Below are 26,219 nucleotides of genomic sequence, written 5' to 3' on the forward strand. Positions count from 1 at the left end.
GACAGTGCGGCTATTAAGCATTTGCTAATTTTTCATCAAACCATTCTACAGCGGCATCTTCAGGAATTGGATGTTCTAGCACATCTATGTAAAGGGCGTCGTTAATCAGCTTACCGCCGCCATTTAGGATATGCTTCTCCATTTCTTTTGCACCAAAGCAAAACGTGTCATAACTGGTGTCGCCAAGACCGATCACATACGCATTGACTGCTTGCAGATCAGCGTTTTCAAGTTGTCTCGCAAATGGCTGAATATTATCGGGTAGTTCTCCGGCGCCATGGGTAGATGTACATACTATCCATGTTGAGGCTTTGTTAATATTCTCAAGGTCGGGCTCTGCGTGAATGGTATGGGTATATCCACGCTCATTAAGCTTTTCAGCAATGGCGTCAGCTACGTATTCTGCGGCACCTAACATAGTGCCCACAATAATTTCAAAATGCTTACTCATGAATATGTTACTTCTTTATTTACGATTAAAGATTCAGCGCAACTGGCGGCGTTTTATTTGCCGATACAGAACGATGAAAAAATCTTACCAAGCAGGTCGTCAGAGGTAAATTCACCGGTTATTTCACACAGTGCTTGATGCGCTAAACGAAGCTCTTCGGCTAATAATTCACCCGCCATCGCGTCATGAAGTTGTTGTTCACCAGTGCTTACGTAGCTGTAAGCTTGATCTAGCGCATCTATGTGGCGTCTTCGAGCAATAAATTGGCCTTCTGTTGTCGTATCGAACCCCATGGTTTTTGCTAGATGTGTTTTTAACGTATCTACGCCTCTACCTTGCTTGGCTGACAAGTTAATAACAGATATTTCACCATGCTCAGTTGCCACTGTACTTTGCCCGATATCTAAGGTGCTTAGGTCGGCTTTGTTACGTACCACAGTCACAGGAATGCCCTGTGGAAGTCTCGCCATAAACTCAGGCCAAATCTCATAGGGATCGATAATACTGGTTGAGGTAGAGTCAACAACAAACAGCACATGGTCCGCTTCGTTGATGGCTTGCCAAGCTCGTTCAATGCCGATCTGTTCTACTTTATCGGGGCTTTCTCGTAGCCCAGCCGTATCGATAATATGTACCGGCATACCGTCAATGTGAATATGCTCTTTTAGTACATCTCTAGTGGTACCTGCAATGTCAGTAACGATAGCGCTGTCACGACCAGCAAGCGCGTTTAACAGACTGGATTTACCAGCGTTAGGTCGACCCGCAATCACCACCTGCATGCCTTCGCGTAACAATGTACCTTGCTTGGCTTGTTCTCGCACTTTGGTAAGGCTTTCCATAATAGCACTTAAATCACCTGACACTTTACCATCAGATAAGAAGTCGATTTCTTCTTCAGGAAAATCGATAGCCGCTTCCACATACATTCGCAGATGGACAATTTGGTCAGACAGCGTTTGAATCTGCGTGGAAAACTCACCCTGCAATGAACGTAAAGCGCTTTTGGCCGCTTGCTTTGAACTGGCGTCTATTAAATCGGCAATGGCCTCTGCTTGCGCAAGGTCTAACTTATCATTTAAAAAAGCCTGCTCACTAAACTCGCCTGGATTTGCGAGCCTAGCATGTCCTGTTGTAAGCACCGCATCTATCAACATGTCCATAACCACTTGGCCGCCGTGGCCTTGTAGTTCCAACACATCTTCGCCAGTAAACGAATTTGGGCCTTTAAAAAACAACGCTATGCCCTGGTCTATTACGCTTTTGTTTATATCAACAAATGGCGTATACGTGGCAAGTCGAGGTGTAAGTGTACAGGGCACCAGCGCCTCGGCAATAGCGCTAGCCTTTGGACCTGAAACACGAACAATGCCAACACCGCCTCGTCCTGGCGCCGTGGCTTGGGCGATAATAGTATCCGTTGAAAGGGTGAGTGATTCCATAATTAGTCGCGGAAGTTTTTAAATTGGAAAGGTTGACCTAAGTCTGATTCTTTTACCAACGCAATCGCTTGTTGAAGATCATCGCGTTTTTTTCCTGTAACACGAAGCTCTTCACCTTGAATTGCAGTTTGCACTTTAATTTTGGCGTCTTTAATCAGTTTTACAATCTTCTTTGCCATTGGCTGTTCAATACCTTCTTTAAAGGTAATGGTCTGGCGATAGGTTCTACCGTGGGCATCGTAAGGTTTTACATCCATAGATGACGTGTCGACATTGCGTTTGGACATAGCGGTTCTGAACATACTTTCCATTTGCTGAAGTTGGAATTCAGCTTCGGCTTTCATGACAACCGTTTTGTCTTTGTATTCGAAGCTCGCGTCGATACCGCGAAAGTCAAATCGTGTGGTTAGCTCCCGACTTGCGTTTTCAGTGGCGTTACGCACTTCTTCCATATTGATTTCTGAAACAATATCAAATGATGGCACAGTTTAATCCTCTCAATACAAAACAGCCCGCTTAGGCGGGCTGTATAATTAAATGCTCAACAGCTTATTTACTGCTGATGCCCCGCTTCTCCATTGAAGCATAAATCATTTTGGCTTGAACCAAGGTAATTACGTTACTGACTAACCAGTATAGTACCAGACCTGCAGGGAACCACAGGAAGAACACACTCATTGCTACTGGCATCCACTGCATGATTTTCTGCTGCATAGGGTCAGTAATGGTGGTTGGCTGTAGCTTTTGCAATAGATACATACTTGCGCCAGTAAGAATTGGTAGCACAAAGTAAGGGTCTTTCGTAGAAAGGTCAGTGATCCAAAGTACAAAGTCAGCATGGCGAAGCTCAACACTCTCCATCAACACCCAGTAAAGTGCTAGGAAGATAGGCATTTGAAGAAGAAGTGGTAAACACCCACCCATAGGGTTTACTTTCTCTTTTCGGTATAGCTCCATCATGGCTTGAGACATTTTTTGTCTGTCATCGCCAAAGCGGTCTTTTAACTGCTGCATTTTAGGTGCTAAGTTGCGCATGCGTGCCATTGACTCGTATTGCTTCTTAGTTAGCCAGTACATCGCGCCTTTCACCACTATAGTGATAAGGATAATCGCCACACCCCAATTATTAACCAGACTGTGCAGGAACGTTAGCAGGGCGAACAGCGGTTGTGAAATCCAGAATAAAATGCCGTAGTCCACGGTTAGGTCTAAACCACGAGCAATCTTAGCAAGTTTCTCTTGATCTTTCGGACCCATGTAAAGGGTCGATGCCAGTGTCTTGGTTTCACCTGGTGCTATGCTTTCAGATGGCGATAAAACACCGATGACCGCATATTGATTATTTAGGTTGCGTGAATACAGTGTGTTGGTTTGCTCTTGTGAAGGAACCCACGCTGAAACAAAGTAGTGTTCAAGCATACCAACCCAACCCGCTTTCGTGGTTTCACGAAGCTTTTCATCTTCTATCTCGTCAAACGAGTATTTCTGATAGCGGTCGTCTTCAGTTGAGTAAGCAGCACCACGATATGTTGGCATAAACATGTTGCTGTCATCTTCAAATTCCATCACTTGTTTAAGCTGCGCATAGGGCTGAACAGTTGCCGCATTACCGGTATTGTTTTCAACACTATAGCTTACGTTTACGTCGTACTTATCTTTGGTGAACGTAAATGTTTTGGTTATAGCTAGCCCTTGATTATTTTTCCAAGTAAGTGGAATTACCAGAGTATCGCCGGTCATTTCGTAGAATTCACTTTGCGCAGTGTAAACTGGGCGACCGCTGCTGCTTGCATCCGGACCTTGTGCTCCGATAAGGCCGCTTTGTGCTACGTAAAGTCCGTTACCTGAACGAAGTAAGCTGTAAGGAATCTCAGACCCTTGCTCGACCGGAAATTTAAGTAAGTCAGCTGATATTACATCACCACCGAGTAAATCGATGCGCACATCTAGTGTATCGGTTTTAACTTCAATGATTCGGTTACTGTTTTGTGATGCTGCAACGGGCTGCGCTGCCGGAACGCTATCACTACTTGGTACATCTTCACTGCCATTATCGACGAATGACGGTACGCCCTGAGATGTTTCTTGCGTTTGTTGTTCAACAGGCACAACTGGCTGTGGCCCATAATCTTTTTGCCATGACTGCCAAAGCAAAAAGCTAACTAGCGCAAGGCCAATTATCAGAAAACTACGTTGCGATTCCATAGAGGTCTCTTTATTTTGAGTGTTTATCTTGTTGTTTTTCCGGCACTGGATCGTATCCGCCGGCATGCAAAGGGTGGCATTTTAATATGCGTTTAATAGATAACCAACCGCCTTTTACCAATCCGTGCGTTTTTAACGCGTCTATAGCATACCAAGAACAAGAAGGATGGAAACGACATCGTTGCCCTAATATAGGTGATATGAACCATTGATAACACTTTATCAAGGTCAAAGGCACCACTATTAAGAGTTGCTGCAACGCTTGTTTAATTTTTTCCATAGCTTATCCAGTGTTGAAAATACTTCTTGGTTGCTAAGGTTGTCGGCGCCAGACTTACCAATAACGATAATATCGACATTGGGTAGATTGTGTTGTTTGTGCCTGAAACTTTCTCTGACCAAGCGTTTTAAGCGATTTCTATCATGGGCTTTGCGTATGCGCTTTTTAGCCAATGTAATGCCCAAACGAGGATTTGAAAGAGTATTTTTTCTAGCTAGGATAGTAAAAGAGGGAGATACAGCTGGGGTTGCGTCATCAAACACATAGGTAAAGTGGGTGGGAGTTAACAGACGTAACTCCCTAGAAAACGTATTCTCGCCCACTTTAGCGTCTTTCAATTAAGCTGAAAGACGAGCGCGGCCTTTTGCACGGCGAGCTGCTAGTACTTTACGACCATTTTTAGTCGCCATACGAGCACGAAAACCGTGAGAACGCTTGCGCTTCAAATTGCTCGGTTGAAATGTTCTTTTCATGACCAAAGTCTCACTTATATTTAGTTAAACATAGGCGTTTTTGGTAACACATTACGCTGCTTTCAGAATAATGTGGTGTTTTCACCAGAAAAGCCCATCGAAAAAGGACGCTGAATTCTAGAGATCTCGTGGCCTCGTGTCAATGGATATTCTTGCTTTTCGGACGAATAAGTGAACAATTTTTACTATATTTTGAACAATACGTCAGATTATCATGCAAAGTTCTTGTGAATAACGTGTAAAAGTCGCTCAGGTTATCCACAGTAGTTTGTGTAAAACATCACTAAACTTAAAAATTGCAAGGGGATCTTCTGTATTTTCACGTCTTATTTAGACCGAATTTTTCTCGACATAGTATGATTTGATCTAAAACTAAAGGTTAATAAAATCAATACTATAGGGTTTTGATCGGAAAGATCGTCGGGGATCGTTATTTACTTTTTGTTGATAACGTTAGATAATCCACAGCTTATAAAACGATAATTTAATTTCTCGCTGTTACCCAACACTTCCAACGCTATTTCTCTCTGATGGCGCTTTCTGTTGCCTGATTTTCTATATATGGCATTTTCGATGTTGGCTTTTCTTGCGAGTAACGGGAGCTAGCTACGTACTATGTCTTTGTGGAACCAATGCCTTGAAAGGTTGCGTCAGGAATTACCAACGCAGCAATTTAGTATGTGGATACGACCGCTTGTTTGTGAAGAAGAGGGCGGTATGGTTTCCTTATATGCGCCAAATCGTTTTGTTCTTGATTGGGTAAGAGATAAGTACCTCAATAATATAACTGGCTTGTTGCGAGAATTTGCTGGCAATGATGCGCCTCAGTTGCGCTTAGAAGTGATGAGCCGTCATAGTAATGCGCGCACACAGTCAGCTAGTGGAAATGTATCTTCGTCCACAGGAAGCGGCGGCAATGCGGGTTACAGCGGCCAAAATTCGTTAGCAGGTAATCAAGGGCTTCAAAGCAGTAATAGCTACGTTCCTAATCAGGCCGCTTCGAATACTAATAATCCTTCTTCTTCCCCTTTTTCTTCGCCGTCGGTGGGAGGAGGTAAATCGTCTGGGCAGTATAATAATGAGTATGAGCCCAGTAATAGAGTACCGCCACCGGCCTCTGCCAATCGACAATATGTTGATCACGGAGATCATGGATCTAAGAATCAAGATCGCTACGATCCAAATCAGTATGGTAATCAACCAACGCGTTCACCTATGCAGCCAAAAGTGGTCCCGATCCCAGAGGCAATGAAACATAAGAGCAACATAAACCCGACTTATCAGTTCGACAACTTTGTTGAAGGTAAATCTAACCAACTTGCTCGTGCGGCGGCTACTCAGGTAGCAAACAACCCTGGCGGTTCTTATAACCCGTTGTTTATATATGGTGGTACGGGTTTAGGTAAGACTCACCTTTTGCATGCGGTGGGTAACGGTATTGTTGCAAACAATGGCGATGCAAAAATTGTATATATGCATTCTGAACGATTTGTGCAGGACATGGTGAAGGCTCTTCAAAATAACGCCATTGAGGACTTTAAGCGTTTCTATCGCAGTGTTGATGCGTTGCTTATCGATGATATTCAATTCTTCGCTAATAAAGAGCGTTCACAAGAAGAGTTCTTTCATACCTTTAATGCACTTTTAGAAGGTAACCAACAAATTATTCTTACCTCTGATAGATATCCTAAAGAGATTGATGGGGTAGAAGACCGATTAAAATCGCGCTTTGGTTGGGGTTTAACAATTGCTATTGAGCCGCCTGAGCTTGAGACGCGAGTGGCTATTTTAATGCGCAAGGCTGCCGAAAACCGCATTCACTTACCCAATGAAGTGGCATTTTTTATCGCTAAACGTTTGCGTTCAAATGTACGTGAGCTTGAGGGTGCATTGAACCGTGTTATTGCTAACGCAAACTTTACCGGTCGTCCTATCACTATAGATTTCGTGCGCGAAGCATTAAGAGATCTTCTCGCTTTGCAGGAAAAATTGGTTACGGTTGATAATATTCAGAAAACAGTCGCAGATTATTATAAGATAAAAGTTGCTGATATTTTGTCTAAACGACGTAGTAGAAGTGTAGCGCGTCCCCGTCAGGTCGCTATGGCGCTAGCGAAAGAGCTCACTAACCACAGCCTTCCTGAACTTGGAAATGCATTTGGTGGGCGAGACCACACAACGGTTTTACATGCATGTAGAAAAATACAGCAGCTAAGAGAAGAAAGTCATGATATAAAAGAAGACTATAAGAACCTCATTAGGACTTTGTCTTCCTAACAACACGACCTTAGAGGCGAGATAGCACTGCGATGAAATTTACTATAAGCCGTGAACAATTTTTACAACCCCTTCAGTTAGTGTCTGGCGCAGTAGAGCGCAGGCATACGTTGCCAATACTCTCTAATGTGCTTATTAAAGTAAGTGAAGACGCACTTTGGCTTACGGGTACAGATTTAGAGGTCGAACTAATTTCTAGTGTAAAACTAGAAGGTGAGTTTACCGAAGGGGAAATTACTGTCCCTGCGAAAAAGTTATTCGATATCATTCGTGGTATTTCTGAGGGCACAGATATTCACTTCTCTCTTGATGGTAGCAAAGCACTTATTCGTGCAGGGAGAGGTCGCTATACACTATCTACGCTTTCGGCAAATGATTATCCTAACCTTGAAGATTGGGAAGGCGAAGTTGAATTCGAATTAACGTGCAGCGATCTTAAGCGTTTAATAGATGCGACAAGTTTCTCAATGGCTCAACAAGACGTTCGTTACTATCTGAACGGCATGTCGCTCGAGACTGAAGAAAACACTATTCGTACCGTTGCTACAGACGGACATCGACTCGCACTTTGCCGATTGAATTACGAAACCACGCTTCCATCGCGTCAGGTTATTATCCCTCGCAAAGGGGTGTTAGAAATATCACGCCTCATTGGTGAGGACGATAAATCTCTGAAGGTGCAAATTGGTGCTAACCATCTACGTATTTTTTCGAACGACTTCATATTTACCTCAAAGTTAGTTGATGGGCGATTTCCTGACTATCGACGTGTGCTTCCGCAAAATGGCGATAAAGAAATAATCGCGAGTAAAGCGGTTTTAAAAGACGCGTTTTCAAGAGCAGCTATTTTGTCTAATGAAAAGTTTAGGGGCGTGCGTTTAAATCTTTCTTCAGGCGAACTTAAAATTACGGCTAATAACCCTGAGCAAGAAGAAGCAGAAGAAATTGTTGATGTTCAGTACCAGGGTGACGATTTAGAGATTGGATTTAACGTTGCCTACCTTATTGACGTGCTTAATGCACTAGGGGCTGATGGCGTGAAAGTAAGTTTGTCTGATTCAAATGCTAGTGCTTTGATTGAAGATGACGCTGATGATGCTGCTTTGTATGTAATTATGCCGATGCGTCTTTAGAGGCAAATAAATGCATGCTATTTCATAGGCTATTTAGTAAATTCAATATTGTTTAGTGTCTTATCTCAGGAAGCGATTAACAACAAATGTTTATCGCTTCTTTTTATTTTCAGTGTGACCTCATGAAACTGGACCGTGTCCAGATTACACAATTTCGTAATCTATCTTCTGTCAATTTTTCCCCGTCGCCACTTTTAACAATTATAAAAGGTGCGAATGGCAGTGGAAAATCGTCGCTGATAGAAGCGCTATACTATCTTGGTTTTGGTCGTTCCTTTAGAACAAATAAGCACGGATCTGTAATCCAAAATGATAAAGATAGCTTTAGCGTTTTTGCCTCTTGTAAAACAGAGGAAACAGAGTCGCTTAAGTTGGGTATTAAGCGAGGTCGCACGGAATCTTTTATATGCAGTATCAACGGTGCGCATTCAAACAAGCTTTCTGATTTAGTTAGCTTAGTGCCGCTTCAGCTTTTCACACCTCAAAGCACAGATTTAATTATCGGCTCTCCTTCGGAGCGTCGTCGGTTTCTAGATTGGGGATTGTTCCACGTGGAACATGAGTTTCAATTGTTGGCTAATCAGTATTCAAAGTTTCTAAAACATAGAAATGCGCTTTTGAAACAAATGGCTAATTTGAACGCGGCGGAGAATCAATATTGGGAGTCGCAGTTCGTCCAACTCGGGGAAGCGCTAACGGACAAGAGGCGTCAATACGTTGATAGACTTACCCCAATCTTTAAAGAATATGCCCGTGAATTTCTTCCAAACTTCGATGTCGAATTAAGTTACTATAGAGGGTGGGAAAAAGATGTGTGTTTATCAGAAAGCTTGGTTAAAAAACGTGAGTATGATGGTAAAATAGGACATACCTCTTCTGGGCCTCATAAAGCCGATTTAAGACTTAAAGTTAACAGCGTCAATGCCCAGGAGCTTTTATCAAGAGGGCAGCTTAGAATGGCTGTGGCGGCGCTACAAATGTCCCAAACTAAGCTTTTTAATTCTGCTACAAATCGAAAAAGTATATTTTTACTAGACGATGTTGGTGCTGAATTAGATGCAGATAAAAGAGAACAATTTATTGATGGGTTGCTCGAAATGGATACGCAGGTTTTCGTTACTGCAATAGAATCCTCGCAACTCGCTTTTATACAAAAATATAACGAAAAGAAAATGTTTCACGTGGAACATGGAAGCGTGAAAGAGGAGTAAAAGCTAGTATGTCAGCAGAGAACAACTACGACTCGTCCAGTATTAAAGTACTTAAAGGATTGGATGCCGTAAGAAAGCGCCCTGGTATGTATATCGGTGATACCGATGATGGTACCGGGTTACACCACATGGTTTTTGAGGTGGTCGATAACTCTATCGATGAAGCACTGGCTGGACACTGTTCTGAAATTACTGTGCTCATTCACAGTGATGGTTCAGTTTCTGTGTCTGACGATGGTCGAGGCATACCAACAGAACTGCACCCTGAAGAAGGGGTGTCTGCTGCAGAAGTTATTATGACCGTTCTACACGCAGGCGGTAAGTTCGACGACAATTCCTATAAAGTGTCTGGTGGTCTTCATGGTGTAGGTGTGTCGGTTGTAAACGCACTGTCTAGCCGATTGAAATTACGAATTCGTCGCGGTGGAAAAGCACACGAGCAAGAATATGCTCATGGCGTGCCTCAGGCTCCACTAGCGGTAACTGGCGACAGTGATAAAACGGGCACAATGATCCGTTTTTGGCCTAGTTCTGACACCTTTACAGATACGCTGTATCACTATGATATTTTGGCAAAGCGTCTTCGCGAGCTATCGTTTCTTAACTCGGGTGTGTCTATTCGCTTAAAAGACGAACGCGATGGCAAAGAAGATCACTTCATGTATGAAGGCGGTATTAAAGCATTCGTTGAGTACTTGAACGAGAAAAAAACACCAGTCCATCAAAAGGTATTTCACTTTAGCAGTGAGCAAGAAGACGGTATTGCAGTAGAAGTTGCAATGCAGTGGAATGACAGCTTCCAAGAAAATGTATTCTGTTTCACAAACAATATTCCACAGCGAGATGGTGGCACTCACCTAGCTGGCTTCCGTGGTGCATTAACACGTACGTTAAATAACTACATGGAAAAAGAAGGGCTGAATAAAAAAGCGAAAACGAACGCAAGCGGTGACGACGCTCGAGAGGGGCTAACAGCGGTTGTTTCGGTAAAAGTTCCAGATCCTAAATTCAGTTCACAGACCAAAGATAAGCTGGTTTCTTCTGAAGTTCGCCCAGCGGTTGAATCCGCAATGAATGAAAAACTGGCAGAGTTTCTATTAGAAAACCCTGCTGAGAGTAAAATAATTGCGGGCAAAATTATAGATGCAGCACGTGCTCGTGAAGCTGCTCGAAAAGCGCGTGAAATGACTCGCCGTAAAGGCGCTCTAGATTTAGCAGGTTTACCTGGAAAATTAGCCGACTGTCAGGAAAAAGACCCTGCATTAAGTGAACTTTACATAGTGGAGGGTGACTCTGCGGGCGGCTCTGCAAAGCAAGGTCGTAACCGTAAGAACCAAGCAATTTTGCCACTTAAAGGTAAAATCTTGAACGTTGAAAAAGCGCGTTTCGACAAGATGCTTTCTTCACAAGAAGTTGCAACGCTTATCACGGCACTAGGTTGTGGTATTGGGCGTGACGAATATAACCCTGATAAACTGCGCTATCACAGCATCATTATCATGACCGATGCTGACGTGGATGGGTCTCACATTCGTACGCTTCTACTAACGTTCTTCTATCGTCAAATGCCTGAAATCATCGAGCGTGGATATGTATACATTGCACAGCCACCGCTATATAAAGTAAAGAAAGGCAAGCAAGAGCAATATCTTAAAGATGACGATGCCTTAACAAATTACCTTACTTCAATCGCTATCGACGGTGCATCATTGCATACTAGCGATGATGACCCAGGTATTAGCGGTGTTGGCTTAGAAAATCTTGTTAAACAGTATCAGTCTGCAGAGAAGATGATAAATCGTATGAAGCGTTTAATGCCTTCATCTATTCTTTACAGAATGCTCTACACGCCAACCCTTAACTTAGAAGACCTTAAAGACCAAAGCGCACTGGAGCATGTTGCTAAACACTTTGTTGAACAGCTTACAGAGCGTGAAAATGACGGTGCAACATATCGCTATGAAATTCGTAATGACGCTGAACTAAGCGAATACTACATTACGATAATCATGCGCATGCACGGTATTGATTATGAATATAATATCGATCATGAGTTTATCGAGTCGTCAGAATATCAACGCCTTAAAGCGCTTAACTTGGCGATTAACGATATGATGGGTGTCGATGCTTACATTCAACGTGGTGAACGCAAGCAGCCTGTCGAGTCGTTTAAAGAAGCACTTGATTGGTTAATGAACGAAGCAAAACGTGGTCAGTATATTCAACGCTATAAAGGGTTAGGTGAAATGAACCCAGAACAGCTATGGGAGACGACGATGGATCCTGAAGGCCGTCGTATGCTTCAGGTGACAATCGAAGACGCCATTGGTTGTGACCAGTTGTTCACAACATTGATGGGCGATCAAGTTGAACCTCGCAGAGAGTTTATCGAAGCCAATGCGCTTAAAGTAGAAAACTTGGACGTGTAAACCTATTGTGGGTTCTCATAATTGTTTCCAATTTGTCTCACATTGTTTCCATGAGTTCTCATAATTAATGCAAAAGGCGTTTTTTATTTACGCCTTTTTTATTTTTTAAAAAGTATGAATAGCAGGCCTTTGATCCAAAAAAGTCTCAAAAAGCATAGGTTCCTGGAATATACATTTTGAAGAGGGAGCGCGTTGCGGGCCGCAATCTTTGTTGGTGAAGTGTTGCAGAGGTTTATGCTACAGGAAACGTTCGAGAGGTTTGAGCGAATTGCAGCCCGTCATTGTCATTGGTGCGAGGGGCAGCTTCAGACAAAGCGGACAGTTAGGTTTGCGGCACTGGATTTCTGGCATGTATCAGAAACACTCAATCGCTATAGGCTTTGTTTACCATATCTACTATACACCTGAACCGAACTTCAAAGCAGTGATGTTGTATATCTGCTCTTCGTCCTTCAGCCCTGCACGCTTTCTCTTCGTATAACTCATACAAATGGACTGGTGACATTGTCTTATTGTAAAAAATCCCGATAAAGCAAGTTAACTATTTCTTATTTGATTGGCTCTGTTTGTGAAACTTAAATATTTTATCCTTTCTTGTCTATTGCTATTGAGTTTTTTAACAGGTCAGTACCTAAAAGAGAGGACACATTTAGAGGCTAAGATTACAGGTGCTCAACCTGAAATAGCAGTAACAGAAGTGCTTCTTAAAAATTATTTGGCAAGCTGTGATAAAGAGGGCTACAGGCGATTCACTACATTTCATGAGCACAATATTGATATGCTTTACGAAGGACTGCTAATTCAGGGGGCTTTCCTTACTTTTTGGAACAGGAGGTGCTCAATAAAATGCGAGAAGTTTATCAATATCATAAAGAAAGCCATGAGTTTTCAAAGGCAAACTTTCTCACGAAGTGTGGTGAAATTTGGTAGTCAACAGAAGACAATAATCATCGCCAAAGGCCGTTATGATGTGTGCGATTTTGAATATCTCATTAGGTGGAAAGACTTAGAGGTGGTTAATGAAAAACAAACCGAAACAGATTACAAACAGCCGCATACCCTGAACAGCTATTTAGGACTAATTAATTAATTTAATCACCAGCTTTCGTTCATCTTCGCAGCTGAGCTGACTACTACCGTACGGCAGCTTCACGTACAGGCTGTGTGAAAACTATTGATCACCTTTTGGTCTAAGCAGACTTTTTATATGATCAATCGGTCTTAAGTATCGATCCTCAATTGATATCTGAATTGGTACAATAAAACCATCAAAAAATTGATAGGTTTCAATCACATGTCGAGATTTATCGAAGGCCAAAGCCGAACACAAAGCACGCTGTTCCCCGAAGTTTTAGATGACTACATCCATGAAGATAATCCGATTCGTGCAGTCGATATGTTTATCAATTCATTGGGTTTAGCTGAGTTGGGTTTTGCACGTTGCCAACCAGCCAAAACAGGTAGGCCAAGCTATTCTCCGGCAACCATGCTCAAGATTTACCTTTATGGTTATCTTAATCGCATTCAATCAAGCAGACGTTTAGAAAAAGAAACGCAGCGTAATGTCGAGTTAATGTGGCTGGTTGAGCGTCTTACCCCAGATTTTAAAACGATTGCTGATTTCAGACGTGACAACGGCAACGCGATACAACAAGTATGTAAGCGCTTTGTGTTGATATGCCGTGAACTCAATATGTTTACGGATGCCATCGTGGCTATTGACGGCACCAAATTCAAAGCGGTTAACAATCTCGCTAAGAACTACTCACGTGGTTTGATAAAGACGTGTATCGAAACGACCGAAAAAGATATTGCCAATTATCTTATGGAGCTCGATAGAGCAGACCGCCAGTCCCGCACTGAAGACGCAGAAAAAGTGAAAGGCAAGCTCGCTAAACTGCAAGCACGTCTGGTAAGCGAAAAAACAATACAGCAAGAATTGGAAACCTTACCCGACAAACAAATCTCCTATATCGACCCCGACAGCAGGCGAATGGCACTAAAGCATAAAGGCGTATTAGTTGGCTATAATATTCAAGCGGCTGTCGACACCAAACACCACTTGATACTTGCCCACTATGTGACGAATAACCCAAGTGACAGACATCAGCTTGTTCCGATGAGCCAGCATGTGCAACAAGCGTTAGGTAAACAAGACATTACCATTCTTGCTGATAGAGGTTATGACGACAGCACGAGCTTTAAGACTGTTCATGAGGCAGGCGTTACTGCAATTGTTCCGAAGATCCGTACTTCGGCTAATCGAAAAAAAGGACTGTTTACCAAAGAAGACTTTGTCTATAACAAAGAAAAAGACGTCTATGAATGTCCTGCTGGCAAAGATATCCCGTTTAGCTTTGTTTCAACTGACAAAGGAAAACCGCTACGCGCTTACATGTCGGTCATGACCTGCAAAGGTTGTACTATGAAATCGCGGTGCACAACATCACCAGCAGGAAGACGGATCCGAAGACTCGATGATGAGGAGCATGTTGAACGCGTGGCACAAGCTTACAAAAACATGCCAAACGCAATGACATTGAGGCATCAAACCGTCGAACATCCCTTTGGCACAATAAAGCAATGGGCAGGAACGCAACAACTACTGACAAGAACATTAAAACATGTAAAAACAGAGGTAAGTTTGCAGGTCTTGGCATACAACTTCAAAAGAATGATGAATATCATGAGCGTTAGCGGTCTCATATCTGCAATGAAGACATGAGAGTTGTGGAAACACTCATTCAAAAACTATAGTGGCCTCAGAATTACTGTATTATTCAATTTGAAACAGCAACCATAAATATGAGTTTTCACACGGCCTGCGTACACTGCAGATCCTGATTTTCATCGGGATGACGGGTTGAATTACGTACTTCGTTGCCTCACAGCCAGTGTTCAGCGACCCACTTAGACAAGGAGTTAGCATGAAATTAAGACACTCCAGTTTATGCACTACATTCTGTTGTTTGTAATCAGTCAAACACGTATCTCATTTTACAATTGCCCCTGAGCCATTATCAGATGTTAAGGCGTTAAATATTACTAGTTGAACTTAAGAATATTCATTGTAAATGCTATGCCAACTGGCAGACCTATAAAACATTAACTATTGGTAATTAGCAAGTCATCTAGTGGTAACCAACAGTCATCTATTATCAATCCGTAACTTGATAGCAATAACGTCAAGCCAATTTTTAAACAAGCAACGTTAACTAACAATGGGATACTTAATCATGAAAATTCAAAACATGAAAAAATGCAAATCAACACTAGCCAAAAAGCTTCTAGTAACCATAGGCATCATTACTCTCACAATGAGTGCAAGTGTGCATGCGCAGGAAGATAGCGGATGGTTCTTGAAACCAAGTTTTGGGATCAGCACTCTTTCAAATCAAACTGGCACAGCCTCTGACGCAGGTGCTTTTAATGGCGAATGGGATGTGAATACCAGTTCTGGGTTTAATGCTGGCCTTGGTTTAGGGTATCAGTATAACCATAATGTTAGTGTGGAATTATATTGGGAATACCGCACAAATGACACTGATACAACACTTGCAGCAACAGGTGAGGTGTTTGAAGGAAACTATGCTTCGAATATGTTTTACCTTAACGGTTACTATCATTTTACTACAGATAATGCTTGGAAAACTTACGTTGGTGCGGGCATAGGCTGGACTCAAGAAATCGATATTGATATCGAACAGAATGGCGTTGAGTCTTCATATTCTGGAGATGGCGACATTGGCTTTCAATTGATGGTTGGAGCAGATTATAAGATCTCAGAAAACCTGACAATGAATGGCGAGGTAAGATACGGCTTAATGTCTTCCATCGACTTAGAGGCAGAAGAAAATGCCACTGGAACAGTTACAGGCTTTGACTATAATCCACTAACAGTGGGGGTCGGCTTGAAATACCGTTTTTAGAAAACTTGGCAAGGGTAGGTATGCCGTTGTAAAGAGAGTTCCGCTTACCTTTGCCTAAAGCCCGTTAATATGCTTTATTTCATAAAAAAATCAGAATACTTACAACAAGGCAGTATGAATGCGTGTATTGATTATTGAAGATGATCGCACTGTTGCAAATTATATAAATAAAGGTCTATCTGAACTGGGGCATATTGCAGATGTTGCGCATGACGGTAAAGAAGGCCTTTTTTTAGCAACGACAGAAAAATACGACGTATTAGTTTTAGATCGGATGGTTCCTCACGTTGACGGTATGACAATTCTCAATGCATTACGAGCCTCAAAAATCGATACGCCTACCATTATCCTAAGTGCGAAAGGCAAAGTTGAAGATAAAGTCTTGGGCTTAAAGGCTGGAGCTGACGATTACATGACCAAGCCATTTGCCTTTGAGGAGCTAATGGCTAGGCTTGAGGTTTTATCTAATAGACAAACCAAATCCACTGAAAAAGAAACTGTTTTGAGAGTGAATGACTTAGAGGTCGATTTGCTCGCTCGAACCGTCATTAGAAATGGCGAAGAAATACAGCTGCAATCTCGAGAGTTTACGTTATTGGAATACTTGCTTAAGCATAAGGGGCAGGTTGTTACACGCACCATGCTTTTAGAAAATGTTTGGGATTATCATTTCGATCCTCAAACCAATATTATCGACGTACATATTTCCCGGCTACGCAATAAAATAGACAAAGGACATGACACCCCACTTATTCAGACCAAACGTGGAGCAGGCTACATCATTGCACAGGGTGATTAATGCACACGATTGGTAAGTTCAGACAAAGCTCCAGTTTTATAGTCGGACTATTTTTTTCAACCTTGTTAATGGTTGGTGTGTTCTTTGTTTTATATTTCGTTGTTATGGCTGGCGAAAATGCATTGCTCAAAGAGTCAAAAGACGCAATTAATTCTGAAATTACTCTTCTCCAAAAAACATTCGAGCATGTCGGTTTTGAGGCCCTGGAAGACTCGATACGAGAAAAAACAAAAGATCCTGAAAATGCTTACTTCTATGCTCTTAAGCCTGAAGTATCGTCTCTGTTAATAGGCAACGTTCCCAACTGGCCAGAGGTGTTTTCAGAACCCCAAAAAGGAGAATTCGTCTTTTTTGACATTGCCCATGAGTTACTTGACAGCAATACAAAAAGTATCCGCATAGGCAGTGAACATTACGACATAATGGCCATTATTAGAACGCTCCCCAACGGTAGTGAACTTTTGGTTGGCAGAAACATAGACGACATCGAAATTGCACTTTGGGTTGCCGGTACATTTGGTTGGTTAATGATCCTGATTCTGTTTCTCGTCTCCGCGTTAAGCATTGCATTAGGCTATTACGTTGTAATTCGATTTAATAGAATTGCAGAGTCGACTGACCGCATTATCGCCTCAGGAAACCTTTCCGAACGATTACCTGTGGAAAGTTCATGGGATGACTTAAGTAAACTGTCTATCGTACTCAATAAAATGCTAGATGAATTGGAAGAAATGCTTAACAGCATAAAATCCGTTTCCGACAACATCGCGCATGATCTAAGAACTCCGCTAGCTAGGTTGCGACAGGATATCGAAGCATTTGCTCAGCCCGAGAAACGAGAGCTCTTGTTAGGTGAGGTAGACAATATCTTATCTATTTTCAGTGGTTTACTTCGCATTGCCGATATAGAGTCGGAAAAGCAAAAAAGTGCGTTCGAAGTTCGGGATATTGGTGTAATTGCAAATGATGTTGTTGAAATGTATACGCCAGTCGCCGAAGAAAAATCGATTCAAGTCGATTCGAACATTGCAGAGGCTCAGGTATATTCTGATAGAGATTTGTTATTCCAGTGTTTTGGAAATTTAATTCACAATGCGATTAAGTTTACACCACACAAAGGCAAAATAACCGTATCTTTAACACAAGATGGCAATAAAACAGTGTTCTCCATTTGTGATACCGGAATTGGTGTATCTGACGAAAACAAAGAGCGTGTGACAAGTCGTTTTTTTCGCGTAGATAAAAGCCGTGCATCGAGTGGAAATGGCCTGGGTTTAGCTATGGTTGCCGCTGTTGTTAAGCTGCATGAGGCAGAATTAGTGTTAAGTGATAATGAAATGTCTGATTCCGGACTTTGTTGTCAAATTACGTTTCTTCAATAAGAACAGTTGGCGAATGGTTTTCGCCAACTGTTCGATTATTGAGAATGACTTAGGCTTTCCTCATAAAGATAGTCACCTCTGCCATAACGATCCCAAACTTTTTAATGTAAGACCGATTAACAATCGTGTTTTCATCGAAAGCCCAAATCCAGTCTTCAAAGTTTACGACGTAAGATGTATCGCCAACCGGCAAGTCCATTTCATAACTCCATAGCACAGCGTTTCCATAATCCCGCCCTGACGCTGGGCCGGGAATATCAGTCGCAAAGCCAGAAAAAACACCAGTGGAAGATTCGTTAATCGTCCACACTCTTTCAGTTGGTCCTTCACCAATTGAATAGTAGAACTTTTCATCTAACGTTAGGGTATTGCCGTCTACCGTACCGATGATATCTACTTCAAATCGTTGTACTAGGTTTCCGCTTCTATCTTGAACTATGCCCCAAGCCTTTACTTCACCATCGAAAAACGCCTTAAGGTCAAAGTCAGGTTGTTGGTCAGTGTAACGATTGCCATCTATAGACACTGCGCAGCCTGTCAGTGATAAAAATACAAAAGTAATCAATAACAATTTCATTTCAGCCTCCTTAAGATAGCCCTAAGAGTTTTTTACGTAATTTAGGCTCCGAGGTTTTTTCACCAACCCAAATATTAAAAAACTGAGTAGTAAATTCAGGTTGTTCGATTGTTCCGATTAACTCATCGTTCAAATAAAACCGAGTACTGCGCTTTTCATCCACAACACCTTTAATTGTGCTGGTCTCATCAACATCTGGGAAAATTTTAACTAGCGTAATCAACCATTCATTTAGCTTCACTTCGTTGTCGAATCCTTGATCGCGTATTTCTTCGATAGAGCGTTCCGCAATTGATTTGCCTTTTAAACTTCGCAAATAATTTAACTCAAGAATAAAAGGCTCATCTACTCGCCACTGACCATCGTGAGCGAATAATTTTGCATCATACACATCCCAAAATAGATAGGTCATTCGCGCTTCACCGACTAAATTTTCTTGTTTTAATAATTGCAAACCGTCGCTCTGTGAGGCTGTTGATATTGATATCTGGCCAATAAACAAAACTGTTGCTAGCAGGGACTTTAAAATATTAATACGACTTAGCATTGTCACCTCCAATGTATTGTTAATTTTGAATTTGTTTGTTAACTGTATACGACTGTTCGTTGCTGATTTGAGGGGCATCAAGGGTAAGGTCCTCGTCCTCAATTGTTCTTAAAATGAATAGAAATATAGGCATCATCAGCATCCATGAAATACTAATAAGAATGCTCGTAGTCCAAACACCAAGCGGAAATTCCACTGCTCCTAGGCGCATTGCTCCGAGGTAGCTCAATGGCGCAGATATCCCCGAGGCCAAAGTGATAAGCCAGGGTTTTGTTGTCATGAAGCGTAAACTATGACGCAATGTACCGATAAAACCGCACCAAATAGCCACTAACCAAATCGGTATCAATGTGATCTGTGATTCATTGTTAAACTCGAAGACCCCAAACCAGGTATTTACACCATCAATGCCTACTCCAATAGTTACGCAGAATGCCATGAGTTTAAGTTCGGTTATCCATTCTTTGCAGAAGTACAGATGACTCGCAATCAGTGTGACAAGCGCCCACTCGAGAGGCTGTCCACCTAAAATTGCGATAAACCATATTGACTGGAACCACAAAAAATTATGAAAGTTGTTGTAAGTATTCATGCTTTTGACGCCTCTTGATTTGCGGCCGAAGTAGCCAAGAATCCGCAAAGTTTCACCTGTAGCGACATTGGTAAGATAGAACCAAGCGCTCGTACGATCAGTGCAAATACTGTAGGGAAATAGCCAGTTCGACTTTTTCCATTAATGATTTTTAATATGGATACAGCCGCTTCATCAGCTGTGATACTCATCGGCATGTCAAATGTGTTTTTATCTGTCAGGGGAGTTTTGACAAAACCTGGAGAGGCAGTCTTAACAACAATGCCCTTTTCCTTAAGGTCAACATCCATGGTTTTTGCTAAATAAAATAAAGCAGCTTTGCTTGCGCCATAAGCCTGGCTTTTAGTAAATGGCAACAGCCGGGCTAAAGAGTCTACAAATACGATTTGATTGCCTGCTTTTAAATTCGGCAACAATGCTTCAATGCAATAAACGACAGAAAAGAAATTGGCGTCAAAGACACGCTTGAACATAGCAGGTCGCCAATCATCTACATCAACATATTCACATGTGCCTGCATTTAAGAGCACCACGTCGGGTGACAGTTTCCCTAAAACAATTTTACAGGCATTTTCATCGGTTATATCAAACGCAAGCGTTCTAATGTTTTCATGCTGGCTTGCAAGCTCATCTAGCCGCTGTTGATTGCGTCCACAGGCAATGACCCGCCATCCATCTTTCGCTGCTTTAATTGCAGTTGCCAAGCCGATACCTGAACTTGCACCTGTAATGAGTATTTCATTCATCTTATGCCATCCTCTTTCGTAGAAATTTAATGATTGTTCCTATAACTGGCAGGTGCTCATAAATCATCGCGCCCATATCGTAAAAGTCGCGCTGATAAGTAATTTTGTTATCTTTAATCTTGAGCACGCTAATGCCGTTAATTTCCAATTCATTGCCGTTATTCAATCGAGGGTGAGCGAATGTCATAGACCATTGGATATACCCACCATCACTATCGATAAACAGTGATGAAATCAGGCTACGACATTGGGAACAGTTAACGAGTAACCGCTGAAAATAATGAGTCAGTGATGAGAGGCCTTTATGTATCCCAACAGGATCTATAAAAACAATGTCTTCGCTATATAGAACTTTCAGTTGTGGCAAAACACTGAGACTCAAATTGCTATAAAAAGAAGCAAGCCCTTGGGAAAGGTCTTTGTGTTTAGCACGGTCGTTTGGAGTAGTATCCAACATAATGTTCACCCGTATGTTTATCATAGTGTTCATTGTGCAGGAGGGTGGATTACCAGAATGTGACTACAAAATTAACAATTGGTAAGGTAAGAAAACTATTCACACTCAGTTGTGGACTTCTCAGTAACTACACACCCTAATTTGCAACAAAAACCACACACTGCAAGGGCTGCAAGCAAATTATTCTTATTTTTGCTGCGTGTTACTGTGAAGTCTTAGTAATTACGGATGGTTAAATTAGTCTGCTATGGGCTAAAAAGCGGACATTCAAATTGAGGCATTGATAATCAGGTTTGGGTTTATGTTGGATAGGCGGAATTGTGAATGTCGGCAACACGTACAAAGGGGTCGCTTAGGGACAAGCTTTCGACGAACTGGTTACGGCAAAAATCAGTGGTATCAGGGAAAGCTCGAACGTAACATAACTTCCCTATGATTTTATAAGTAATTATGAGATTTTTCGCGGAATTTAGAAGAGATTATGAGAATTTCGGATTCTGAAAAATTCTCATTATTCGCGCAACGCCTTTAAAAACGGACGTTCTTTTTTGCAAGGATTATGAGATCCCACAAGGTTCATGTACTTATAAAGGCGACTCGAGAGAGTCGCTTTTTTGTATCCAGAAATATGCTCAAATTAAGAGATAAGAAGTGACAAAAGTTTAAGATTTGTATTAATCTTAATTTACAGAATGACGGCGTATACTAATATTTGCTAAATTCGACAGGGATAGATTTATGACAGGGCGTTCAATTCTTACCTTTTTACTTGTGTTTTTGTTAATAGGCTGCTCAAAGCAAGCAGGAAAAACAGAATCTCAAATTCGATTTTCAGAAGCACAAAAAGCACAGTCGGCGCTCATAAACAAAGCAAACACCATTCTTGACACCAAAATCAGCGGTGTTTTTCTAGAAGATTTAAACCACATTTCTTATGCAAGCGAAATTGCACTTCACGCTAAGCAAGTATATATCGATTCAAAAATTGACTTACAAAGCGAGAGCTTAACCGCTCTCAATAATCGAATAGGTAACTATGTTAGCAATGCAGGATTAGAAGCAGTTAAGTTGCTCAACCTTTCTGTAGACACTACGGTGACGTTTAAAAAAAATATTGCAGATATGCCATTGCAGCCATTGAGCAGTAATAGCAGCGCGACGAGCGATGGAATGGTGAAGTTCTTAGCTAAGCAGTACAGCGTTGATATTACCACTTGCTGTTTATCTCATTTACAGGATATCGCTATTTTCCTGGGGCAAGTAGACGAACTTGAGCATTATGCTTTAAGGAAAATGATCGCTAATGTAGAAGTGCGCCTTTCAGAGTTGTTAAGGCACCCTGAAAACGCAAGGGAATACAGAGACGAAATCAATGCGGTTGGCGAACAATATAGGAGCCATGATGCTGAGGTAGCACTTAGGCGTTAAAAACGATACTCAAATAAAAAGGAATTCTAATGAAAGTACCAGTAATTGCGTTAATCTGCGTAATTGTGCTCACGCTTCGAATAGACACTGCTTTAGGTCAAACTAAATACGAAATTGTTGATAATGAAAATAAAACGGTGATTAAGGCAAAAGGTAAAACCAACGAAACCTTACTAGTCATTGAAGAGGAAATTAAGTTTTCTATATCTCGTACACCAAGTATCAATAAGTCCCAGCCTGCGTTACAAAACAATAGCATTTCTCTTGAAAACGGCGTGTTTGGCTTAGCGATAAATCAGACCACTGGAAAAATGTTGAAAATCCTCGGCATACCAACGTCAACATATAGTGCTGACGAAAATACAGTGCTTTATTCTTATGGAAGAAATCTTTGGGTTGTGACTCAAAACGGCGTAGTCAAAAAAATTACTACTGAAAATCACTGGGTATCGACAACACTTACTAATCTTATTGCTTTTGATAATCGGTTTAATAGTGACTGGCTAATAGAGGGAAAAGTGGGCTATGAAACAAGTAAAGCAAAGCTACTTAAACAGCTGCCTAATGGAAACCAAGTAAAAAATAACACATACCGAATGTCTCTGGAAGAACTAGATGGCGTGCACTTAGACGTCGTAATAGATGTGAAAATTATTAACGGTGAAAAGAAGCGGCTAGTTAATGGTTTTGAGTATGGATACACAGACATTGACTTCATCAAAAATTCAAGCGGAAAAAGCGAGACAGCTACTGAATACGGCAATGTTATTACGTTTATTGAAAATCAAAGAAAAACTGATGAACCAATAACTCTAGAGCGTTTAAATGAACAAGGCTTTCAGCCAGTGTATGACGCTTATGCCGATAATGGCGACGTGATTCAAGTTTATAGTAACAATCTTGTACTGAACTTTAGTTATGGAAAATTAAGTAAACTTTCTGTTTATGAAAGTGTGTTTAGAAATAAGGAAAAGTTGCAAGACTGGAAGTTTGGGAAATATTATAGCGGACAGCCTAGCTCAGAAATAATGGCATTGTATGGTGATGAAGTTATGGGCTATGACGACTATTTGCAGGTCTTCTTAGATGATGTGAAATATGATTTATATTTCGTTGAGAACGATAACGATGTAATGGCACTAGCCGAGCTTGAAATGGAATTTTTCTAAGCACTCACGTTTAACGCGTGAAAGGTTATTTAAACGAAACCTTTCACGCATATGTCAATTTTCTACCAAAGCTTAATTGGGTTTATAACTTTGAAACAACCAAAGCGACTTCTCCCGCACTTGCCGCTGTTGCCGTAAAGCGATAGGTTCCCGTGGAAGAGGGGGTGAATTGCAGGTTCTCTGAGCCCTGCTCACAGACCAAATAAACGGTAGAGCCTAACATTACGGGTTGACCCTTATATTTGCCGCCACAGCTCTGTGAGGGCGTCCATTTAGCATCTGACAATCTAAAGTCGTAGGGTTGGCCGTCAGCAATGAGCTCAACGTCAACAGTCCAACCTGAGCTTGAGCGTTTGAACTTGTAGCTCGCATCGGCTTCCCACCAGTTAAATACACCTCTAAGAAACATGTTTTCAAACTGAATGCGAGGGACATCCGGTGCTATCTCTGGGATCTTAAAGCTTCCACTGCTTGAACATGCAGAGAGAGCGATGCACATAGAAGCAATAGTTAATAACTTTTTCACAGCGTCTCCATTTATGAAAAAGCCCAACATTGAAGCTAGGCCTTTTGTCTTTTGTAGTCCTAGACGAAATAACGTTTACTAGCTTACTTATGACTTCGCGAGAATTGAAATATCTGCGGTAGTAAGGAAAAGTTGCCTTAAAAGCGACAGCAAAGCAAGTCGGTTATTTTTAACCGCTTCATCATCCGCCATTACCATTACGTTATCGAAGAAATTATCGATTACATTACGCAGCGTAGCGAGGGCAGTTAATATGCGCGTATAGTCTTTTGTAGGCACAGCGCTTTGAACTTCCTTCTGTGCCGCTTTTAGCTCGGTATAAAGCGCTTTTTCAGCATTTTCTACTAATAGTGATTCATCAATATTAACAGTATCTGTCACTTCTACATTTTGCTTAGCAAGAATGTTTGCTACACGCTTATTAGCGGCGGCTAGTGCTTCAGCTTCATCCAATGCTCTGAACTTATCTACGGCATGAACGCGGGCTAAGTAATCAGCTGGCTTGGTGGGACGACGGGCAGCCACGGCTTGAATCACGTCAATGGCGATAGCTTGATCTTGTAAAAGCGCAGTGAAGCGACCTAGTACAAAATCAACAACCTGTGTTTGGGTATCAGTATTGGTTAACTTATCGCCATATACATCGATAGCTTTACCTACTAGGGTTTCGAGATCTAACGGTAGTGATAGCTCAGTAACAATTCGTAAAACACCGATTGCGGCACGACGAAGCGCAAAAGGGTCTTTATCACCTTTCGGTAGCTGTCCAATACCAAAGATACCTACTAATGTATCTAGCTTGTCAGCTAGCGCAACCGATGCGCTAACACCTGAACCAGGTAGCGCATCACCAGCAAAACGCGGCATGTATTGCTCATATAGCGCTTCTGCAACAGGCGCTTCTTCACCATCGTTCAGCGCATAGTATTTGCCCATAACGCCCTGAACATCTGGAAACTCCATCACCATGTTCGACATTAAGTCTGTTTTGGCAAGAAGACCAGCACGGGCTGCTTGGGTTTCATTCGCATCGATTTGCGAAGCAATGAACGCCGAGAGGGCAGATATACGCTCAGATTTTTCTTTAAGTGTACCAAGCTGCTTTTGGAACAGCACGGTTTCTAAGCTCTGAAGGCGACTCTCTAGCGTTGTCTTTTTATCACTATTAAAGAAGAACTCAGCATCTGCTAGGCGAGGGCGGATAACTTTTTCGTTACCTGAAACAACCTGAGAAGGGTCGCGACTTTCAATGTTGGTAACAAACAAGAAAGTGTTAGAAAGCGCGCCGTTACTATCTAAAAGCGGCACGTATTTCTGGTCGTCTTTCATTGTGTAGATAAGGGCTTCTTTTGGCACTTCTAGGAAAGCTTTATCAAACCCAGCTTGAAGGACAACAGGCCACTCAACAAGTGACGCAATCTCTTCAAGTAAGTCTTCGTTATAATCTGGTTTAAGCGACAAGCTTTGCGCTGCGTCTTCTAATTGCTGACGTACTTTATCTTTACGCGCTTCAAAATCTGCAAGCACATATTGCTGTTCTAGAGCCGAAGCGTAGTTGTCCGCATGATCGAGCTCAAAGCGTCCGTCGCCATGGAAGCGGTGACCTTGAACAACACGGTCGCTTGTTAGCCCCAATACTGACACGTTAACCACTTCGCTACCGTAAAGCACACAAAGGGTGTGAACAGGGCGTATAAACTGAGTATTGTAATTACCCCAACGCATTGGCTTTGGAATAGGCAGCTTGCTCACTGTCTGGTTGATTAGCCCTTCTAGTAGCTCAACAACTGATTGTCCGGGAACTTGAGCTTTGTGAAGTAACCATTCACCTTTATCAGTGACGAGACGCTCTGCATCGGCTACATCAATGCCATTACCGCGCGCCCAGCCTTGAGCTGCTTTAGTAGGATTTCCGTCTGCATCAAATGCTGCCGAAACTGCCGGGCCACGTTTTTCTACCACTTTGTCGGCTTGACCTTCGGCAAGGCCTGAAACATAAACAGCAAGACGGCGAGGGGCTGCGAACCAACTAACTGAGCCAAAGTCTAGGTCTGCTTGTGTTAGCGCTGATTCAAACTGTGTGGCGAAGGCTTCACCCAAAGATTTTAGCGCTTTCGGTGGTAACTCTTCAGTACCTAATTCAACTAAACAATTTTCTGTACGCAC

The 26,219-nt window shown here is 42.0% G+C and carries 25 protein-coding genes; 11 read left to right on the forward strand and 14 right to left on the reverse strand.

The genetic code is table 11. From position 1 onward, the window contains the following. Positions 1-13: 13 nt before the first annotated feature. The 7 genes from mioC to rpmH all read right to left on the reverse strand — a co-directional run bounded on the left by mioC (position 14) and on the right by rpmH (position 4,851). Positions 14-451, reverse strand: a complete 438-nt coding sequence (gene mioC, locus GVO62_RS09335) for an FMN-binding protein MioC (protein WP_120962282.1) — start codon at positions 449-451, stop codon at positions 14-16. 53 nt (positions 452-504) lie between these two features. Further along, a complete protein-coding gene (mnmE, locus tag GVO62_RS09340; protein ID WP_159118759.1) occupies positions 505-1,893 on the reverse strand; it encodes a tRNA uridine-5-carboxymethylaminomethyl(34) synthesis GTPase MnmE in 1,389 nt (462 codons plus the stop codon). Positions 1,894-1,895: 2 nt separating this feature from the next. Beyond that, entirely contained in the window at positions 1,896-2,378 is a 483-nt protein-coding gene (locus tag GVO62_RS09345) for a YajQ family cyclic di-GMP-binding protein (protein WP_105932389.1), read from the reverse strand. Between the two features lie 64 nt (positions 2,379-2,442). After that, on the reverse strand, positions 2,443-4,098 hold the full coding sequence (gene yidC, locus GVO62_RS09350) for a membrane protein insertase YidC (RefSeq protein WP_120962276.1): 1,656 nt from the start codon (positions 4,096-4,098) through the stop codon (positions 2,443-2,445). Between the two features lie 10 nt (positions 4,099-4,108). Further along, complete coding sequence (yidD, locus tag GVO62_RS09355; RefSeq protein ID WP_173359264.1) at positions 4,109-4,378, reverse strand: membrane protein insertion efficiency factor YidD; 270 nt, start codon at positions 4,376-4,378, stop codon at positions 4,109-4,111. After that, a complete protein-coding gene (rnpA, locus tag GVO62_RS09360; protein WP_105932699.1) occupies positions 4,342-4,701 on the reverse strand; it encodes a ribonuclease P protein component in 360 nt (119 codons plus the stop codon). Before rnpA ends, yidD begins: the two co-directional genes overlap by 37 nt. Before the next feature lie 15 nt (positions 4,702-4,716). Further along, a complete protein-coding gene (rpmH, locus tag GVO62_RS09365; RefSeq protein WP_014290886.1) occupies positions 4,717-4,851 on the reverse strand; it encodes a 50S ribosomal protein L34 in 135 nt (44 codons plus the stop codon). A 615-nt stretch (positions 4,852-5,466) separates the two neighbouring features. Here rpmH and dnaA point away from each other — a divergent pair. The 9 genes from dnaA (at position 5,467) to GVO62_RS09410 (ending at position 18,011) form a co-directional block, all read left to right on the forward strand. Further along, a complete protein-coding gene (dnaA, locus tag GVO62_RS09370; RefSeq protein WP_159118761.1) occupies positions 5,467-7,128 on the forward strand; it encodes a chromosomal replication initiator protein DnaA in 1,662 nt (553 codons plus the stop codon). A gap of 32 nt (positions 7,129-7,160) precedes the next feature. After that, positions 7,161-8,261, forward strand: a complete 1,101-nt coding sequence (gene dnaN / locus GVO62_RS09375; RefSeq protein WP_159118762.1) for a DNA polymerase III subunit beta — start codon at positions 7,161-7,163, stop codon at positions 8,259-8,261. A gap of 122 nt (positions 8,262-8,383) precedes the next feature. Beyond that, positions 8,384-9,472 carry a DNA replication/repair protein RecF gene (gene recF / locus GVO62_RS09380; RefSeq protein ID WP_159118763.1) on the forward strand — a complete coding sequence of 363 codons (1,089 nt, stop codon included), beginning with the start codon at positions 8,384-8,386 and terminating at the stop codon, positions 9,470-9,472. Between the two features lie 8 nt (positions 9,473-9,480). After that, entirely contained in the window at positions 9,481-11,901 is a 2,421-nt protein-coding gene (gene gyrB / locus GVO62_RS09385; protein WP_159118764.1) for a DNA topoisomerase (ATP-hydrolyzing) subunit B, read from the forward strand. A 568-nt stretch (positions 11,902-12,469) separates the two neighbouring features. Beyond that, positions 12,470-12,991, forward strand: coding sequence for a hypothetical protein (locus GVO62_RS09390; RefSeq protein WP_159118765.1), 522 nt, complete (start codon positions 12,470-12,472; stop codon positions 12,989-12,991). Between the two features lie 204 nt (positions 12,992-13,195). Beyond that, the gene (locus GVO62_RS09395) at positions 13,196-14,626 is read left to right on the forward strand and encodes an IS1182 family transposase (protein ID WP_159118766.1); all 1,431 of its coding nucleotides are present in this window, start codon (positions 13,196-13,198) and stop codon (positions 14,624-14,626) included. A 526-nt stretch (positions 14,627-15,152) separates the two neighbouring features. After that, positions 15,153-15,830 (forward strand): OmpW/AlkL family protein, encoded by a 678-nt coding sequence (locus GVO62_RS09400; RefSeq protein ID WP_159118767.1) that lies wholly within the window; start codon positions 15,153-15,155, stop codon positions 15,828-15,830. A gap of 118 nt (positions 15,831-15,948) precedes the next feature. Continuing rightward, positions 15,949-16,629 (forward strand): response regulator transcription factor, encoded by a 681-nt coding sequence (locus tag GVO62_RS09405; protein WP_159118769.1) that lies wholly within the window; start codon positions 15,949-15,951, stop codon positions 16,627-16,629. After that, the gene (locus tag GVO62_RS09410; RefSeq protein ID WP_159118771.1) at positions 16,629-18,011 is read left to right on the forward strand and encodes a sensor histidine kinase; all 1,383 of its coding nucleotides are present in this window, start codon (positions 16,629-16,631) and stop codon (positions 18,009-18,011) included. Before GVO62_RS09405 ends, GVO62_RS09410 begins: the two co-directional genes overlap by 1 nt. A 49-nt stretch (positions 18,012-18,060) precedes the next feature. On the opposite strand, the gene GVO62_RS09415 is transcribed toward GVO62_RS09410, so the two are convergent. The 5 genes from GVO62_RS09415 to GVO62_RS09435 are packed head-to-tail and all read right to left on the reverse strand — an operon-like array spanning position 18,061 to position 20,930. Further along, positions 18,061-18,588 carry a DUF3833 domain-containing protein gene (locus GVO62_RS09415; RefSeq protein ID WP_159118773.1) on the reverse strand — a complete coding sequence of 176 codons (528 nt, stop codon included), beginning with the start codon at positions 18,586-18,588 and terminating at the stop codon, positions 18,061-18,063. Between the two features lie 10 nt (positions 18,589-18,598). Next, entirely contained in the window at positions 18,599-19,135 is a 537-nt protein-coding gene (locus tag GVO62_RS09420; RefSeq protein ID WP_159118775.1) for a chalcone isomerase family protein, read from the reverse strand. Between the two features lie 19 nt (positions 19,136-19,154). Further along, positions 19,155-19,727 carry a DUF2878 domain-containing protein gene (locus tag GVO62_RS09425; protein ID WP_159118776.1) on the reverse strand — a complete coding sequence of 191 codons (573 nt, stop codon included), beginning with the start codon at positions 19,725-19,727 and terminating at the stop codon, positions 19,155-19,157. Then, complete coding sequence (locus GVO62_RS09430) at positions 19,724-20,473, reverse strand: SDR family NAD(P)-dependent oxidoreductase (protein ID WP_159118778.1); 750 nt, start codon at positions 20,471-20,473, stop codon at positions 19,724-19,726. The genes GVO62_RS09425 and GVO62_RS09430 overlap by 4 nt, the downstream gene beginning before the upstream one ends. A 1-nt stretch (position 20,474) precedes the next feature. Further along, positions 20,475-20,930 carry a nuclear transport factor 2 family protein gene (locus GVO62_RS09435; RefSeq protein ID WP_159118780.1) on the reverse strand — a complete coding sequence of 152 codons (456 nt, stop codon included), beginning with the start codon at positions 20,928-20,930 and terminating at the stop codon, positions 20,475-20,477. Between the two features lie 738 nt (positions 20,931-21,668). Between GVO62_RS09435 and GVO62_RS09440 the strand changes: the two genes are divergently transcribed. Next, positions 21,669-22,358, forward strand: a complete 690-nt coding sequence (locus GVO62_RS09440; protein WP_159118782.1) for a hypothetical protein — start codon at positions 21,669-21,671, stop codon at positions 22,356-22,358. A gap of 29 nt (positions 22,359-22,387) precedes the next feature. Next, a complete protein-coding gene (locus GVO62_RS09445) occupies positions 22,388-23,527 on the forward strand; it encodes a hypothetical protein (protein ID WP_159118784.1) in 1,140 nt (379 codons plus the stop codon). 82 nt (positions 23,528-23,609) lie between these two features. Here GVO62_RS09445 and GVO62_RS09450 read toward each other — a convergent pair whose 3' ends face one another. After that, entirely contained in the window at positions 23,610-24,053 is a 444-nt protein-coding gene (locus GVO62_RS09450; protein WP_236547115.1) for a hypothetical protein, read from the reverse strand. Between the two features lie 87 nt (positions 24,054-24,140). Further along, the gene (gene glyS, locus GVO62_RS09455) at positions 24,141-26,219 is read right to left on the reverse strand and encodes a glycine--tRNA ligase subunit beta (RefSeq protein ID WP_159118786.1); all 2,079 of its coding nucleotides are present in this window, start codon (positions 26,217-26,219) and stop codon (positions 24,141-24,143) included.

The organism is Alteromonas sp. KUL150 (genome assembly GCF_009811475.1).
Taxonomy (GTDB): Bacteria; Pseudomonadota; Gammaproteobacteria; order Enterobacterales; family Alteromonadaceae; genus Alteromonas; species Alteromonas gracilis.